We start from the raw sequence: 16,663 nt of genomic DNA on the forward strand, positions 1-16,663 counted from the left end.
TTAAATAATGAAAAGTCAGGTGCTATTTCATCATCTTCTCAATCGGTAACACCAAAATTGAGCTTGCGCCAATCTCTTTCAGTTTTTCCATTGTTTCCCAAAACAGATTTTCTTGGCTGACGACGTGCATCGCAACTTGATTAGTATCGTGGGCAAGTGGGAGAATTGTCGGGTTTTCCACCCCCGGTAAAAGGGCGGTAATGTCCGCCAGCCGATCTTTTGGGGCATGGAGCATTATGTACTTCGATTCTGCCGCCTGTTGCACCCCTTGAATACGGGTAAGCAAGCGGTCGATAAGCGCCTGTTTTTTGCAATCGAGCACAGCCGCACGCTGTACCAAACAAGCAGTAGAACGGTAAATCACTTCGACTTCTCGTAAGCCGTTTGCTTCCAAAGTCGCACCGGACGACACCAAATCGCAAATGGCGTTGGCTAAACCGGCGGTTGGGGCGACTTCCACCGAACCGGTCAGCAGACAGTTTTTAAACGGGATATTCTGTTGCTGCATATAGCGTTTGAGCAGATTGGGGTAGGAGGTCGCAATACGGGCATCGGTTAAATCGGCGATATTGCGATAAGCGGCATCCCTCGGCAACGCGAGGGAAAGGCGGCAACCGCCAAAATCAAGGCGTTTGAGCAGTTTATAGTCGGCATTTTCACCACCGGCGAGCCGCCCTAACGCCACTTCCTCCAGCACATTTTCGCCGATAATACCGAGATCGACCACGCCGTCAAAAATTAGCCCCGGAATATCGTCATCTCGCACCCGTAAAATATCAATCGGCAGGTTTTCGGAATAGGCGATAAGGCGCTGTTCATTCCAGTTAATCTTCACGCCACACTGTTTTAAGAGAGTTTGGCAGTCGCTGCTAAGCCGTCCGGATTTTTGCATTGCAATGCGAAGTCTGTTGGTTGTCATATTGTGTTCCTGTTATTTTTGATAAAGAAAAACCCCTCGAAATCGCTTCCGAGGGGTTGAATTGCGTTCTGTTTCATTCGTACTCGGAAGTTATCTTCCGAATACACCAAATGCCCGAAAGATTATTCAGGAAAATGATGGTGATGATGTTTCATACGAATAAAGGTCATAACTTACTCCAAAGTTGAATGCTTTCGACTATACGCAAAAATTTGGGCGTATGCAATACTTTTTTTGAGAAAAAATGAAAAAATAGCAAACGATTGCGTAACTTGTTATAATTCATCTGTTTTTATTTCTAAGAAGGCTTGAGCTATGCAAATCAGTTTAAAAAAAATCTATTCCGGTAAAGTGCGGGATCTTTATGAGATTGACGATAAACGAATGTTAATGGTCGCCACCGATCGTCTATCCGCCTTTGATGTAATTTTAGATGATCCTATCCCACGCAAAGGGGAAATCTTGACCCAAATTTCAAATTTCTGGTTCAACAAACTCGCTCACATTATGCCGAACCACTTCACTGGCGACTCCGTTTTTGACGTGCTGCCGAAAGCCGAAGCGGAAGCGGTGCAATACCGGGCTGTCGTTTGCAAACGCTTAACGCCGGTAAAAATTGAATCCATCGTGCGCGGCTACTTAACCGGCAGCGGATTAAAGGATTATCAACAAACCGGTACGATTTGCGGTTTGGCTTTACCCGCCGGCTTAATGGAAGCAAGCAAATTGCCCGAACCGATTTTTACTCCGTCCAGCAAAGCGGAAGTGGGCGATCACGATATCAATATCAGTTATGCCGAATGTGAACGCCAAATTGGTGCAGCGTTAGCTCAACAAGTCAAAAACGCCGCCTTAGCGCTTTACACCGAAGCGGCAAACTATGCACTCACGAAAGGCATTATTATCTGCGATACCAAATTTGAGTTTGGCTTAGACGAACACGGCACATTAACCTTAATGGACGAAGTGTTAACGCCGGATTCCAGCCGTTTTTGGTCGGTAGAAACCTACCAAGAAGGCACAAACCCACCCTCTTTCGATAAACAATTTGTACGGGATTTGTTGGAAAATAGTGGCTGGAACAAACAAGCCCCCGCCCCGAAAGTGCCTGCCGATGTAATCGAAAAAACAGTGGCAAAATACCAAGAAGCGTTGGATCTACTGACTAAGTAGAGCATACAAGCGGTGTGATCATTGCATATTTTTGCAAAAAAACCACCGCTTGCGTTTAGACTAAATGAAAAATAAGAACTCGACGTCGGTGAGAGTTTAAATCGTCAAATCCGATCACCATTGTGCAATGTCTCACCGTTAAGAATTAAATCACTTACAGCCAGTAACTGCGATAATTATCTAGCCCTATCTTTGTTTTTTATCTGCCCTATATTGATACCACCAAAGTTTCATCTGTTGATGACCCTTAACTTTGTTCCACATTCAGATCAAGCCTCACATTGTAGGTTGTGTGCAACCTACTATACTCATACAGACCATAAAAATGGTTAAGGCGGCATCAGCCTTTCTCATTTGAAAGAATAAAAAAACGCCTTGCATTTTTTGAATAGGACGGTATGATTTCGCCCCTCTTTTTAACTGGGTTCCCTCACCCCATTTTATGTTGTTCAAAAAGGAAACAAAATGATACTTTTCGATTACCTTTCGGACGGGCAAAAGCGCCGTTCATTATGCCTATTGGCGTTTTTCCACATTTTTATCATTACGCTTAGCAACTATTTGGTACAGATTGCCTTTGAAATTCCCGTTCCCTTTAGTGAAATGGCAATTCCGACCACTTGGGGCACGTTTTCTTTCCCGTTCATCTTCTTAGCAACAGATTTAACCGTACGGGTATTCGGGGCAAATTTAGCCCGTAAAATTATTTTTATCGTGATGTTCCCTGCCCTCTTGGTCAGCTATATCATTTCAGTCATTTTCTTTGAAGGGCAATTTCAAGGATTGGGCACCTTAGCCGAGTTTAATTTCTTCGTCTTTCGGATTGCTCTAGCCAGCTTTGCCGGCTATGTTGTGGGGCAATTACTGGATATTTTGGTGTTTAACCGCCTGCGTCAAGGCAAAACCTGGTGGCTTGCACCAGCGTGTTCGACTATTTTCGGCAGCTTTATTGATACCTTTGTGTTCTTTGCCGTCGCTTTCCACCAAAGCAGCGATGCTTATATGGCGGAGCATTGGTTTACCATCAGCCTTGTGGACTACGCATTCAAACTGTTCGTCAGCCTACAGCTCTTTTTACCACTTTATGGCGTACTGCTGAATGTATTGGTAAAAAAGTTGCATTTACGCTGATTGCAAGCGCTTCGTTTTGGCAGAAAATTTGCAAAGAGAGTACCTTGGATATATAGCAAATGTACTGAAATAAAATGTGCATTTTTATGCGTGATACCCTCTAGCTTTAGCCACATTTTCAATTCTCTGCTAGAATGTCGCCATTTTTAGAAGATTTTAGGACATTAAATGAAATTTATTGATGAAGCCTTGATTCGTGTTGAGGCAGGTGATGGCGGGAACGGCTGTGTCAGTTTCCGCCGTGAGAAATTTATCCCTAAAGGCGGGCCGGACGGCGGCGATGGTGGGGATGGCGGCGATGTCTATTTAATTGCCGATGAAAACTTAAACACGCTGATTGACTACCGCTTTGAAAAACGCTTTGCCGCAGGGCGTGGCGAAAATGGGCGCAGTGCCGGTTGTACGGGGCATCGGGGCAAAGATATTACCTTACGAGTGCCGGTCGGAACGCGCGCAATCGACCACGATACGCAGGAAGTGTTGGGTGATTTAACCCGACACGGTATGAAAATGCTAGTGGCAAAAGGCGGTTATCACGGCTTAGGCAATACCCGCTTTAAATCCTCAGTAAACCGCGCGCCTCGCCAAAAAACCAATGGTACTCCGGGTGAAAAGCGGGATTTACAACTGGAATTGATGCTGTTGGCAGATGTCGGAATGCTCGGTTTACCCAATGCGGGCAAATCGACCTTTATCCGTGCGGTATCTGCGGCGAAGCCGAAAGTCGCCGATTATCCGTTTACCACGCTTGTACCAAGTCTTGGGGTGGCGAGAGTCGGCTCGGATCGCAGTTTTGTCGTAGCTGATATTCCGGGGTTAATTGAAGGTGCGGCGGACGGCGCAGGGCTGGGTATCCGTTTCTTAAAACACTTGGAACGCTGCCGAGTACTGATTCACTTGGTGGATATTATGCCGATTGATGAGAGCGATCCGGCACAAAATATTTCGGTGATTGAATCGGAGCTCTATCAATATAGCGAAAAATTAGCCGAAAAACCGCAATGGCTGGTTTTTAATAAAATTGATACGATCGGCGAAGAAGAGGCGGTACAAAGAGCAGCAGAGATTGCCGAACAAATCGGCTGGGAGGGCGATTATTACCTTATTTCCGCCGTGACCGGTCAAAATGTGCAAGCCCTTACCCGTGATATTATGGATTTTATCGAGGCTAACCCTCGCCTTGACACCGAAGAAAAACCGGCTGCGGAAGCGGTTGCCTTTAAGTGGGACGATTACCACCAACAAGCGATGCAAAACCCGATTACTGAAGAAGATTGGGACGATCTGGACGATGATGGTTGGACGGAAGAAGACGATGAAGGCGTCGAGATTATCTATAAACCTTAATCAATAGGAATGAGAAAGGCACAGTTAAACGCTGTGCCTTTTGCTTTAGCGAGCTTGTAAATAATGCGCGGCATAATCCAGAGCATAATCATAGCCTTTTGCACCTAAGCCGCAGATCACCCCTTTGGCAATATCGCTCAAATAGGAATGGTGGCGAAACGGTTCACGGGCGTGAACATTAGAGAGATGCACCTCGACAAAAGGGATTGCTACTGCCAGTAACGCATCACGCAACGCCACGCTAGTATGGGTAAACGCTGCCGGATTGATAATAATAAAATCGACCTGCTGAAAAGCCTGATGAATACGTTCAATCAAGGCTTGCTCGCTGTTCGACTGAAAATAATCCAATGCGAGATTGTAGCGCACTGCCGTCTGCTGCAAGTGTTGTTCAATATCAGACAACGTTTGCGAACCGTAAAGATGAGGCTCTCGTTTGCCGAGCATATTCAGGTTTGGGCCGTTAAGCAGTAAAATCTTTTTCATTATCGCCTTCCTATAATAATTCATTGACTAACGCAGGCGGTCTGCAAAATCTTGTGCCTTTCCGACCGCTTGCAAAAGGGCGGTTGAGCAATTCCGGATAGGTCGCCATTAGCGTAATCAACTGTGTATCACTCAATGTTTTTTCGGCAACAAATTGCTGATAGGCGGCCACATCGGTTCGCATTGCTTGCTGAACACTGATGCCGCTTTCCCGAATTAACCGCTCAATCGTCTGTGCCGTTAAAGGGGTTTTGAGATATTCGACAATCTGCACTTCAGCACCGGCTGCCTGCAAAATCGCCAGCGTTTCACGGGATTTACTGCATTTCGGGTTATGATAGAGGGTGATCATTGGCTATTCCTCGCTTTTTAAATCTTTACGCAATGAAACCATTAACTGATCGATTTTCAGATTTTCCGTATCAATAATTTCAAATTTATACTTATCGTACAGCACGAAATCGGTCTTCTTCGGAATTTTACGCAGCATATACATCATAAATCCGCTAATCGTTTCATAATTTTCTTCATTTGGAAATTGGGTAATCTCCAACGCCCGCATCACATCTTCCAAAGGAGTAGAACCGTCAATCAGCCACGAATCTTCATCACGGCGGACAATTTGCTCTTCTTCATTGGAGACAAGCTCGCCCATTACAATGCTCATCACGTCATTTAGCGTTACAATACCGACAACCAACGCATATTCATTGATAATGACCGCAAAATCTTCGCCCGAGGATTTAAACAGTTCCAGCACCTCAAATAGTGAGAGAGTATCGGGAATATAAAGTGCTTTGCGTAGCACACGGTTATCGGTGAGGGAAACTTCTTCCCCACGCAAATAGAGCGTCAGCAAAGTGTGGGATTCCACATAGCCTAAAATTTTATCGAGGCTACTGTCGCAGATCACCACTTTGGAATGGGAATTTTCACTCAGCGAATCCAATATTTGTTGGCGGGAAAAGCCCTTATCCAAATAGACGATATTTTCACGGGTCGTCATTGTTGACGTTACCGTGCGCTGCTGCATATCGAAAATATTTTCAATCAAATATTGCTCTTGGGTTTTTAGCACTCCCGCCTCTGCGCCCGCATCGACCATTGCGATAATATCATCGGATGTCATCGTATCTTGGCGGACGGTTGAAATCCGCAATAATCGGAAAAGCATATTTGCCGTTGCGTCTAAAATAATCACCAACGGTTTAAAGATCAGGATAAAAAACGACATAATCCCGACCATTTTGATCGCCACATTTTCCGAATTTGCCATTGCCAACCGCTTCGGCATTAAATCGGCAAAGATAATAAAAGACACCGTAACAATCGCAAACGAAAGCCACGATGCCGCACTTTCCAGCCATTCTGCTTGGCTATATTGACTTAAAAATTGATGCACATAAGGGGTAAGCGACCCCTCCCCGATCATACCGCCCAAAACAGCAACCATATTCAGCCCGATTTGCACCACCGTAATAAACTGCCCCGGCTGCGCCTGCAACGCAATCACTTGCTCGGCTTTTTTATTGCCGTCCGCCGCTAATTGCTGCAATTTGAGCTTGCGTGAACCGGCAAGGGAAATTTCACTTGAGGAAATAATCGCACTGATGATAATCAATAAAATAATGATCAAAATAGATTCAAAGAGTCCCATCATATCCCGTTAAAATCACTTTACACAATGGAAAGAGTATAACAGAGAGCATACCCAAAATGTAAGTAGTCGGTTTTTTGATGATTTTTTGTCAGAAAATCAGTTAAACCGACCGCTTGTTAAAGGGCTAAAACGATTTTGATATTAAAATATTGGCTAAAATGGCGATCCCCTGCTCAAGAGCTGACTGGCTGATCGTCAATGGCGGGAGCAGACGCAATTTCTGTTTTGCGGTCAGCATCAATAAACCGTGCTGAATACCTTCGGCGACAATTTGTTGTGCATCAATGCCCGCCTCAAATTCAACCCCGATCATTAGCCCTAAACCGCTGACGGATTTGACCTTCGGTAAAGCAGCTAAACGTGATCGCAGCCAAGCGCTTTTTTGTTGCACTTCGTTAAGAAAGGCGGCATCAAGGCGGTCTAATACTACATTAGCTGCCGCACAGCAGACCGGATTACCGCCGTAAGTTGAACCGTGATCGCCTTTCCCCAATGTGTCTTGGCATTTTTCGCCCAACAAAAATGCGCCGATAGGTAAACCGCCGCCAAGCCCTTTGGCAAGGGTAACAATATCCGGTGTTAAATTGAACTGCTGGTATGCAAACAGTGAGCCGGTACGCCCAATGCCCGTTTGCACTTCGTCAATAATCAGCAGCACATCTTGGCGGTGGCAAAGGGCTTGTACGCCTTGTAAATAGGCTTGTGTCAGCGAATTAACGCCGCCCTCGCCCTGTACAATCTCAAGCATTACCGCACAAACATCATTGTCAGCAAGCCGAGCGGTTAAAACGGCAAGATCATTGGGCGGAAGATGCTCAAAGCCTGTGGTAAACGGCGAAAAATGTTGGTGAAACACCGCCTGCCCGGTCGCAGCTAGGGTAGAAAGGGTACGACCGTGAAAGGAATTTTCTAGGGTAATAATGGTCGAGCGATTTGCGCCGTATTTATCCGCACTGTATTTGCGTGCCGTTTTAATTGCCCCTTCATTTGCTTCCGCCCCACTATTGCAAAAAAATGCCCGTTTTAGACCGCTTGCTTTGGCTAATTTTTCGGCTAATTGCGCAGCCGGTTCGCTATAAAAAAGATTGGAACAGTGCTGCAATTTGGCGGCTTGCTGTGCGACTGCGGCGACCCACTGCGTATCGCCCCAGCCCAAACTGTTCGTGCCGATGCCGCTGGTAAAATCAAGGTATTTGTTGCCCTCACTGTCCCATACCTCGCAGCCGTTACCGTGGCTCAAAACTAAGTCAAAGCGCCCGTAAGTTTGGGCAATATAGTGGCTATCTAATTGTTTGATTTGTTCGCTTATCATTGACAATTCGCTCCATATAATGTGGTGCCACAACGTTCTTCGCCGAGTAGCTCATTGAAAATAGCGTGAGCGATCCGCCCGTCAATAATTGAGGCTTCCTCGCCGCCATTTGTGAGAAAATCGACACAACCTTGAATTTTGGGGATCATTCCGCCTTGAATAACCCCATTATCTATCAGCGGTTGCACTTCATTCAAGTTCAGTGAAGTGATTAGGCTGTGCGGATCCTGCTGATCTCTCAACAGTCCGGCAATATCCGTCATACTGACCAATTTAGCTGCATCGAGTGCAATGGCTATTTGGCTGGCAGCCGTGTCGGCGTTGATGTTGTAGATCTCCCCTTCGCTGCTCACCCCGACTGTTGAGATCACCGGAATAAAACCGCTCTCTAGCGCTAATTTCACCAAGGTCGGATCGACTTTTACAATCTCGCCGACAAAGCCAAGATCGCCGTGTATCGTGCATTTTTGGCATTGCAACATTGCCCCGTCAATGCCAGATAGCCCTACGCCCTTTCCTTGTAATAGGGCAACCAACTGTTTATTCACTTTGCCGGCTAACATTTGTAGCACAATCTCGATCGTCTCTCGATCCGTTACCCGTAAGCCCTGAATAAATTGACTTTCCTTGCCGATCTGTTTTAAACCCTGTGAAATTTCCGGCCCGCCGCCGTGAACCAATACAAGCCGGATCCCAAGTCGGTTGAGTGCCAATAAATCCTGCATTACCGCCTGTTTCAGCGTATCGTTAATCATCGCATTGCCGCCGTATTTCACCACAATCGTTTTGCCGGTGTATTGGGCAAGTCGCGTTGATTGAGGCTGAATCGTAAGTTGTGTGGTCTGCATATTTTGTCCTAGTGCCATTCCAAGCCTGCCGTTTCGTTACGACCCAGCATTAAGTTCATACATTGAATTGCCGCCCCCGATGCCCCTTTGCCGAGATTATCGAATCGTGCAGTCAGCAAAAGCTGATGTTCGTTGCTAAAGACGTTTATCTCAAGGTGATCTTTGCCGGCTAATGCGTTTGCCGCCAACATACCGTCCGTATCCATTTGAGCGTGAGGCTGTACCCGAATCAATTTGGCGTGGCGGTAATAATCTGCCAATAATTGTTGAACGGCTTCACCGCTGCGAAACGGTGCGTTGATTGCCGCAAGGGGAAGCGGCACGCTCACCAGCATTCCGCTGTGATAATCGGCGACCACTGGTGTGAAAATCGGAGTGGCTTCGCTGCCGGTAAACCGCTGCATTTCCGGCAAATGTTTGTGCTGCAAACCAAGCTCGTATAGACGGGGCGCATTAAAAGCAGCAGGGCGATCGGTGGCTTGGTAGTCTGCAATCATTGGTTTACCGCCACCGGAATAGCCGGTCAGCGATTGGCAGCCCAACGGATAATCCGCTGCCAAGGCTTGCCGTTCAATCAACGGGCGGATCAGGCTGATAAAGCCAGTGGCGTGGCAGCCCGGCACGGCAACCCGTTTTGCCGATGCAATTTTTTCCCGCTGACCGCTTAATTCCGCTAAGCCGTAAACCCAATCGGCGTGAGTGCGGTGGGCTGTGGACGTATCGCAAATGCGGGCGGTATCGGGGGCTAAAGCAATAATCTCGCGCGCCGCTTCATCGGGCAAGCAGAGAAATGTGAGATCGGCTTCACGGATTTTAGCGAGGCGGGCGGTTAAACATTTCCGCTCGTTCTCTGCGAGAGTTAAAAGCCGAATGTCCGCCTGATTGCTCAAGCGTTCGTGGATCCGCAGCCCCGTTGTGCCGACTGCGCCGTCCACAAAAATGCGATATTGTGCCATTGCAACTCCTGTCAAAATGAATTGCAAGCTAGTGTATGCAGATTTGATCCGAATGACAAGTTAAAATGAATAATTATGCAATAAAAATGAATTTATATTTATTTTGATGTCGCAATCCGTTGCTGTGCCATTTTGATGCTTTTGATAATAGCTTGACGATCGATCGCCGGATTTTCACTCTCCAACACCTGTTCCCAGTAGCCGATTGCCTCACGAAATTGATTGTGCAAAAAGGCATTAGAGGCAAGGAGCAATAGGCTGGTACTCTCTTTCGGATCACGCAGCAACGCCTGCTCAATCCATTTCTTACCCTGCTGGGTGAGCGTTTGTTTGTGCTGATAGTAATCGGCACTCGCCATTGCGCCTAAAATAGCGGGCTTTGCCCCAAGTAGCCGTTGGGCGTAATCAAAGCAGATCAACGCCGATTCAAACTCATTATTCAGCGAGTAGGCTTGCCCCAGTTCCAGCCAAAGCTCGCCGTTATTCACATCTTGGCGGAGTTGATTTTGTAGGCTGACAATATAATGATCGTTGCGTTGTTGGCTATCTTCGTTCTGAGTCTGCTGCTGAAAATCGCTGAAGGCTTGCTGTCCGGCTTGTACGATCTGCAAACGCCCTGTCTGCCAATAATAACCGCTGCAAAGTAATAACACACCGACCAACGCCCACACAGCACGTTTTGCAAGCGGTCGTTTTGACGCATTTTGTCGCAAAGCCGATGCCGCTTGCTGTGCCTGTTCAAATGCGTGGCGATCGGCAACTTCAGCCAGCCACGCCTGCTGCTCGTCTTTTTCAAAAAAACGGGCGGATCGAACCGCTTGCTGATAATGCGCTTGGTTTAACCGATCTCTTAATGGCATTTTGATCTCCTTTTAACACGCCAAGCAATCGCCGCTAATATCAGAGCAAGCAAGCCGAAGGGTAGCCCCCATAGCGCCCAAGTATGCCTATTGAGCGGCGGTTTATAATTGACGAAATCCCCAAAACGCTCGGTCATCAGTTGGATAATTTCCGCATCACTTTTGCCTTGATTAACCATTTCATACACTTCCAAACGCAGTTTGTAGGCTTGGCTGGCATTGGATTCCACCAAATTCTGATTTTGACATTGCGGGCAACGGAGCGATTTTGCCAATGCCACGCCCCGCACTCTGTCGGCATCGGAGCGAAATTGAAAGGTATCGACCATTTCAGCTTGGGCAAAAAGGGTTAGCCCAAGCCCCAGTGTGAATAAGTGTATTTTCATCGGCTTTCCTGTCTTAATTGCTCTAAACGGGGCAGAAAATCCTGCTCAAAATTAGGGTTATAGCCTTTTTGCTGATAGCGGATCACCCCTTGTTTATCAATTAAATAGCTGGTGGGTGCGGAATTGATATTTAAAGTGCCGATCAGCATTGCTTTAGCGTAATCATCGATCACGAACACAAAAGGATCGCCCCATTTTTTAAGGGCTTGGCGGGCATCGTCAGGACGATCGGCGTAAGTCAGCCCCACAATCGGCACGCCCTTGTCTTTCATTGCCAAGAGTATCGGAAACTCTTTAATGCACCAAGTACACCAACTGCCCCACACATTCAAAATAAACGGCTCTTTCGGCAAGCTCTCTTTGCTAAGCACCGCATTTATATCCTGCAAATGTGGCAGGCTAAATTCTGGAAACGGTTTGCCCCGCCAATCTTCGCTCGGTGCAAGATTATCCGGATTTTTCAGTTGCACTACTAAAAAAAAGACCACCGCCAGTAATAAAATTAAGGGTAAAAAGAGAAGTGCTTTTTTCATTGTTTATTCCAAATATGATAGCCAATCAGAATAAAATGGTAGAACTTCAATCACTTTATTCCCAATAAGTATTTTATCCGTTTGATCGAGGGTAATAATATAGCCTTTATCCAAATTAAAATAGTGCATTGCGTCTAATAGCCCTTCTTGCTCTCGATGGTTATTTTCTGCATTTAATGTCAAACACACTTGAATTGCCTGTTTTGGTGTATTGTTTTGGCAAAAAATAAAATCGCACTCTTTGTTATTTTCATTAAAATAATAAAGTTCTTGTGTTTTTTGACGTAACGACCAAAATACAGCATTTTCTAATTTTCTACCCCAATCATCCGTGAAAGAAGGCTTGATAACCTGTTGTAACCCATTATCAATAAAGTAGATTTTGCGCGGATTCACTAATTGAGATTTATAAGAATAACTAAATTTTGGCAACAGAAAAATTAAATAGCTTTTTTCTAAATGCGATAAATATTCCTGTACTGTCGCCGTGCTAGTAATATTGATGAGGGCTTTTAATTTAGTCGCAGAAATTAAATTACCCACATTTCCTGCTAAGAATAACAGTAACTGTTTAATCGCCGTTTCATTACGAATATTATAACGCACGATAATATCACGATATAAAATATCGTTAATTAACATTTCTAAAATCTCATTTTTCTGTAAGGTTAAATATTGCGGAAAACCGCCTTGCGTTAAATAGTCTTTTACAGAACTTGCATCAAACGGTTTATTTAGATATTCACAAAACTCTATATAAGAAAAGGGAAATAACTCTTCGGTAATATGCCGCCCCGTTAATTTTGTGCCTAATTCACGACTTAATAGTGAAGCATTTGAGCCTGTTACTACCACTTGATAGCCCTGATCGAGCTTACCTCTTACATAAATTTCCCAATTTTCAACCGCTTGAATTTCATCAAAAAACAGTATTTTTGCCTGCTTTTCCTCAATAATTTCATCTAAAAGCTGAAAATCGTTAAACTGAAAATCAAACAATGTCGGCGTATCAAAATTGATAAACAGCACCTGCAAAGTCTGCTCTGAAAGTAACTGAGCCAGTAATGTACTTTTTCCACAGCGGCGAATACCCGATACTATCAGTGCAAAATCAGGCAATAAATTTAGGTTTTTCAATGCTTTACGCGGGTAGCTTTTCTGCAACACGAGCCTGCTCTGCTGATTTTCAATGGTTGCCAGCAGATCGGATTTTCTGATCATAATCTCCCCTCTCCGTTTATTGCTATCAAACAAATTTGTTTAATACTAACAAATAAAATTGTTCATTACAAATGAACGCTTTTGTTATTTGACAGACAACATATTTTTCTGCCGATAGCCAACCATTGCCAGCAATGCAGCAAATACCATCAAAATGCCACCGAGCCACAAGGCACGGACATAGGGTTTATAGTGCAAACGGAACGCATACTCTTTATTACCGAACTTATCGCCCATCACAATATAAATGTCGTCCAACCTTTTGTGTGCCAAGCCGACTTCCGCCATTGTCATTGTGCGAATATCGTAGTAACGCCGTTCAGGATAAACCGTGCCGAGCGGTCGATGTTGGCGATCGCTAATCGTAAAGGTGGCAATTTCAGCAGTGTAATTTTGCCCGACATCATACCGGTGTTCGGCATAATGGAAATGAAATCCCGCTAAACTTGCCGTGTCATTTGGTTTCAGGCGTACCCCGATTTCATCGCCATAATAACTGTTCATCATTGCCCCAATCACACAAATCGCAAAGCCAATATGGGCAAGCCGCATTGCAAGCGGTCGGATCTGCCACATAAATTGCCGATAAGGAATGTGCGTCAGACCAACCCATATCGCTAGGCTGATAAACAGGGTCGCAAGGGGCGAAACGATGTGCGCGGATTGCTGTGCAACCGTATGGTAGCTCAACCCAAGGCTAAGCAGAACCGCAATCGGCAGCAAGGACAACCTCTGCCATACCCTTTTTTTCGGCAGGCTTTTCCAGCGTAAAATCGTGGCAAAGCCCATTATGCCAAGCAATATAAGAGCTAAAGGTGTAAAGATGCTGTTGAAATAGGGCGCACCGACCGAGATCGCCCCCCAGTTCATTGCGCTGAAAATCATCGGGTAAAATGTACCGAGGATCACCACGCCGGTTGCCAAGGCAAATAAGCTGTTGAGGGTAAGCAGCGCCGTCTCTTTGGATAGCAGTTTGAAACGCACTTCCCCTTGCCACAGATTTACTTTAAGGGCAAAAAGCGAGAGCGCAACAAAGCTGAGGCTGAAGAATAAAACCAACAGTGCAATGCCCCGATCGGCATCGACCGCAAAAGCGTGCACCGAAGTTAAAACACCGGAACGGACAATAAATGTGCCGAGCAAACTCAAGGCAAAGGCAAAAATAGCGAGCAGGATTGTCCAATAGCTGAAAATACCCCGTTGCTCGCTCACGATCAAACTGTGGATTAACGCTGTGCCGAGCAGCCACGGCATTAAAGAGGCATTCTCAACCGGATCCCAAAACCACCAACCGCCCCAGCCCAGTTCGTAGTACGCCCACCACGCGCCCAACAAAATGCCGGCGGTGAGAAAACCCCACGCAATCATTGTCCACGGGCGAATCCAACGGGCAATCGCATAATCAAACACACCGCCCAGTAACATTGCCACCGTCATTGCAAAGCTGACTGCAAAGCCGACATAGCCGAGATAGAGCAACGGCGGGTGAAAAATCAGCCCGATATCTTGCAGCATTGGGTTAAGATCCCGCCCTTGCGGTGGCGGCGGAAATTGACGCTCAAACGGATTGGATACCCACACAATAAACAGTGCAAAGCCAAAGATGATCAACGCTAACACTGTAAGGGTACGGTGCGCAAACAAGCGGTCGATTTTTCCGGAAAACAGGCAAAATACCCCTGTCCACAAGGCAAGAGCAGTAAGCCAAAACAGCATTGAGCCTTCGTGTCCCCCCCAAGTTGCTGCGAACTTAAAAAAAGCGGGTAATTGCGAATTCGAGTGGGCGGCAACATAACTGAGGGAAAAATCGTCCGTTAAAAAACCGTAGGCAAGGCAGGCAAAGGCAGTGAGGCAGAGGAGTGATTGAATGCCGCTTAACAGTGGATTAAGACCGAGCAAATCCGCTCGGCGTGTTATTTCTCCCATCACTGAAAACAACACCTGTAAGGCAGCAATGCCCACCACGAAAATCAAACAAAAATAGCCCAGTTCGGCAAGCATAAGCGATCCGTCATTTGCAAAAAACAGCGGTATTCTAACCGCTTGCCGAGAGTAAAATAAAGGGGAAATCTCGTTTAATCCCCTGTGAATTGAGCTGGAACAAAAAATCCACCGCAACGGGTGGATTTTAAAGAAAATCGGTTATTTATTTTTTAATAAATCACGAATTTCGGTGAGTAATTTTTCTTCTGCGGTAGGTTCAGGGGCTTTTTCCGGCTCCGGTGCTGGGGCTTTTTTCAACTTATTAATCACTTTCACCATTGCGAATACTGCCATTGCAATGATTAAGAAGTCAAAAACGTTTTGGATAAACGCACCGTATTTCAACATTACCGCTTCGGTTTCGCCCTGTTTCTCTTGTAATACGATCGCCAAATCTTTGAAATCGACGCCGCCGATTAACCAGCCGATAGGTGGCATAATGACATCGCTGACTAAAGAAGACACGATTTTACCGAATGCGCCGCCGATAATCACACCGACTGCCAAATCTACTACATTACCTTTTACCGCAAATTCACGGAACTCTTTTAAAATGCTCATTTAGTTTTCCTAATTATCCAATCATCAATTGCCCGATTGCAATTTGGGCGCAATTATAATGAAATTGTTAATATTGTGTATTCTCTTTAAGCAACTTTACGCAGTTTTTCCGCAAATTGGGCGACCTGCTGCCAGTCGGTATACTCATACTCTCGGCGGGTATCCGTTTCCCCTTGGGTGATTTTCATAATAAAACGGATCATCATACGGTCGAACCAGCGATAGCGAGGGTACAATAATGCACCGGCAAATACTTCAACCAAGTCTGGCTGCCACGCAATGCGTGCCAATAATTTTCGCGTATAAGTGTTCGTTTGCGGCGTGCTGCGATTAGCTTTACGGGCGGTGAGATTAACGCTAAAAAAAGCGGAGCGTTTTGCGTTAAGCAACTCAAAATGTTGCTGAATAAAGCGTTCTAATATCGGGTCGAAATGCCCGTAGCGGATAGATGAACCGATGATAATTTGATCAAATTGACTTAAATGTGCTTCGGGCAAATCGGGTTGTTCTCTGAGGGAAATAAGGGTGGTATTGCCGATAATCTGTGCCATTTTTTCGGCGATTTTGCGGGTTTGCCCGTCTCGAGTGAGATAAAGAATCAGGGTTTTCATTGTGCCTCCGTTACGCTGGCTATTCTAACGGATTTTGCAAAAAATCGAACAAATCTCACCGCGTGTTTTCGGCTTAATTGCCAAATTTTCGCTCAATTTCCTGCAACAGTTGAATGGGATCAAGCCCTAAGCCTTTGCAATAGGCGATAAACTCAAAAATATCCAAGCGTCTATCGCCCGTTTCTACCTTGCCGATAAAGGAGTATAACACCCCCATTTTCTCACCTAAGGCACGTTGTGAAAGCCCCAAATCTAACCGTTGTTTAAGCAGCTTTTCCCGCAACCAAATATGTTCGGCGGAATGTATTGATAATCTTAAATTTCCCATTACACCCATTCTAGGTGCAAATTCAGTTGAACCCATTTCAGGTTCGCTATATAATTTATCTGAACCTATTTTAGGTTCAAATTTGTTCTAAAGCTATTGAAATGAGGTGAAAAATGCGTCAATTAAGAAAATGGTTAGTCGCAGCAGTACTGTGTGGTGTTTCAGCGGCTGCGTTGGCAGACTGGGAATCTGCAACGAATGTTGGTGAAGAACCAACAGGTGATACATTTTATACAAAGTGTATCTATGACTGTCAATGATCTTCCAAAATTGAACCACAAAGATCCTTTAAAAGTGTTCCACTTTTATTATTTCTTAATTACGATGTTTAAATCGATAAGATTCATT

Annotated in this window: 18 protein-coding genes and 1 other annotated feature; of the genes, 3 read left to right on the top strand and 15 right to left on the bottom strand. The window is 45.4% G+C overall.

Annotation, left to right across the window (positions count from 1 at the left end):
• Nucleotides 1–22: 22 nt before the first annotated feature.
• On the bottom strand, nucleotides 23–919 hold the full coding sequence (gene hisG / locus RO21_RS01950; RefSeq protein WP_047976118.1) for an ATP phosphoribosyltransferase: 897 nt from the start codon (nucleotides 917–919) through the stop codon (nucleotides 23–25).
• 25 nt (nucleotides 920–944) lie between these two features.
• Nucleotides 945–1,066, bottom strand: a sequence feature (His leader region).
• A 168-nt stretch (nucleotides 1,067–1,234) separates the two neighbouring features.
• Between hisG and RO21_RS01955 the strand changes: the two genes are divergently transcribed.
• The 3 genes from RO21_RS01955 (at nucleotide 1,235) to cgtA (ending at nucleotide 4,570) form a co-directional block, all read left to right on the top strand.
• Nucleotides 1,235–2,092: a phosphoribosylaminoimidazolesuccinocarboxamide synthase gene (locus tag RO21_RS01955; RefSeq protein WP_047976119.1), complete on the top strand. Its 858-nt coding sequence runs from the start codon at nucleotides 1,235–1,237 to the stop codon at nucleotides 2,090–2,092.
• 465 nt (nucleotides 2,093–2,557) lie between these two features.
• Nucleotides 2,558–3,223, top strand: a complete 666-nt coding sequence (locus RO21_RS01960; protein ID WP_047976120.1) for a 7-cyano-7-deazaguanine/7-aminomethyl-7-deazaguanine transporter — start codon at nucleotides 2,558–2,560, stop codon at nucleotides 3,221–3,223.
• A gap of 168 nt (nucleotides 3,224–3,391) precedes the next feature.
• Nucleotides 3,392–4,570, top strand: coding sequence for an Obg family GTPase CgtA (cgtA, locus tag RO21_RS01965; protein WP_047976121.1), 1,179 nt, complete (start codon nucleotides 3,392–3,394; stop codon nucleotides 4,568–4,570).
• A 45-nt stretch (nucleotides 4,571–4,615) separates the two neighbouring features.
• On the opposite strand, the gene aroQ is transcribed toward cgtA, so the two are convergent.
• The 14 genes from aroQ to RO21_RS02035 all read right to left on the bottom strand — a co-directional run bounded on the left by aroQ (nucleotide 4,616) and on the right by RO21_RS02035 (nucleotide 16,351).
• Nucleotides 4,616–5,056, bottom strand: coding sequence for a type II 3-dehydroquinate dehydratase (gene aroQ / locus RO21_RS01970; RefSeq protein WP_047976122.1), 441 nt, complete (start codon nucleotides 5,054–5,056; stop codon nucleotides 4,616–4,618).
• A 10-nt stretch (nucleotides 5,057–5,066) separates the two neighbouring features.
• Nucleotides 5,067–5,408 carry an arsenate reductase family protein gene (locus RO21_RS01975; protein WP_047976123.1) on the bottom strand — a complete coding sequence of 114 codons (342 nt, stop codon included), beginning with the start codon at nucleotides 5,406–5,408 and terminating at the stop codon, nucleotides 5,067–5,069.
• A 3-nt stretch (nucleotides 5,409–5,411) separates the two neighbouring features.
• Nucleotides 5,412–6,713, bottom strand: a complete 1,302-nt coding sequence (gene paeA / locus RO21_RS01980) for a polyamine export protein PaeA (RefSeq protein WP_047976124.1) — start codon at nucleotides 6,711–6,713, stop codon at nucleotides 5,412–5,414.
• A 127-nt stretch (nucleotides 6,714–6,840) separates the two neighbouring features.
• Complete coding sequence (locus RO21_RS01985; protein ID WP_047976125.1) at nucleotides 6,841–8,028, bottom strand: aspartate aminotransferase family protein; 1,188 nt, start codon at nucleotides 8,026–8,028, stop codon at nucleotides 6,841–6,843.
• Nucleotides 8,025–8,876 (bottom strand): acetylglutamate kinase, encoded by an 852-nt coding sequence (gene argB, locus RO21_RS01990; protein ID WP_047976126.1) that lies wholly within the window; start codon nucleotides 8,874–8,876, stop codon nucleotides 8,025–8,027. The genes RO21_RS01985 and argB overlap by 4 nt, the downstream gene beginning before the upstream one ends.
• 8 nt (nucleotides 8,877–8,884) lie before the next feature.
• A complete protein-coding gene (gene argC, locus RO21_RS01995) occupies nucleotides 8,885–9,832 on the bottom strand; it encodes an N-acetyl-gamma-glutamyl-phosphate reductase (RefSeq protein WP_047976127.1) in 948 nt (315 codons plus the stop codon).
• A gap of 98 nt (nucleotides 9,833–9,930) precedes the next feature.
• On the bottom strand, nucleotides 9,931–10,692 hold the full coding sequence (locus tag RO21_RS02000) for a TPR domain-containing protein (protein WP_047976128.1): 762 nt from the start codon (nucleotides 10,690–10,692) through the stop codon (nucleotides 9,931–9,933).
• Entirely contained in the window at nucleotides 10,683–11,078 is a 396-nt protein-coding gene (gene nrfF / locus RO21_RS02005) for a heme lyase NrfEFG subunit NrfF (RefSeq protein WP_047976129.1), read from the bottom strand. Before nrfF ends, RO21_RS02000 begins: the two co-directional genes overlap by 10 nt.
• A complete protein-coding gene (locus RO21_RS02010) occupies nucleotides 11,075–11,611 on the bottom strand; it encodes a redoxin family protein (protein ID WP_047976130.1) in 537 nt (178 codons plus the stop codon). The genes nrfF and RO21_RS02010 overlap by 4 nt, the downstream gene beginning before the upstream one ends.
• 3 nt (nucleotides 11,612–11,614) lie before the next feature.
• Nucleotides 11,615–12,832: an ATP-binding protein gene (locus tag RO21_RS02015; protein ID WP_047976131.1), complete on the bottom strand. Its 1,218-nt coding sequence runs from the start codon at nucleotides 12,830–12,832 to the stop codon at nucleotides 11,615–11,617.
• A gap of 84 nt (nucleotides 12,833–12,916) precedes the next feature.
• Nucleotides 12,917–14,833, bottom strand: coding sequence for a heme lyase NrfEFG subunit NrfE (gene nrfE, locus RO21_RS02020; protein ID WP_047976132.1), 1,917 nt, complete (start codon nucleotides 14,831–14,833; stop codon nucleotides 12,917–12,919).
• Between the two features lie 141 nt (nucleotides 14,834–14,974).
• Entirely contained in the window at nucleotides 14,975–15,376 is a 402-nt protein-coding gene (mscL, locus tag RO21_RS02025; RefSeq protein ID WP_047976133.1) for a large-conductance mechanosensitive channel protein MscL, read from the bottom strand.
• Between the two features lie 86 nt (nucleotides 15,377–15,462).
• Entirely contained in the window at nucleotides 15,463–15,987 is a 525-nt protein-coding gene (gene hemG / locus RO21_RS02030; protein ID WP_047976134.1) for a menaquinone-dependent protoporphyrinogen IX dehydrogenase, read from the bottom strand.
• A gap of 73 nt (nucleotides 15,988–16,060) precedes the next feature.
• The gene (locus tag RO21_RS02035; protein WP_241482353.1) at nucleotides 16,061–16,351 is read right to left on the bottom strand and encodes a helix-turn-helix domain-containing protein; all 291 of its coding nucleotides are present in this window, start codon (nucleotides 16,349–16,351) and stop codon (nucleotides 16,061–16,063) included.
• Between the last annotated feature and the right edge of the window lie 312 nt (nucleotides 16,352–16,663).

Origin of the sequence: Muribacter muris (assembly GCF_001038205.1) — a bacterium.
GTDB classification, from domain to species: domain Bacteria; phylum Pseudomonadota; class Gammaproteobacteria; order Enterobacterales; family Pasteurellaceae; genus Muribacter; species Muribacter muris.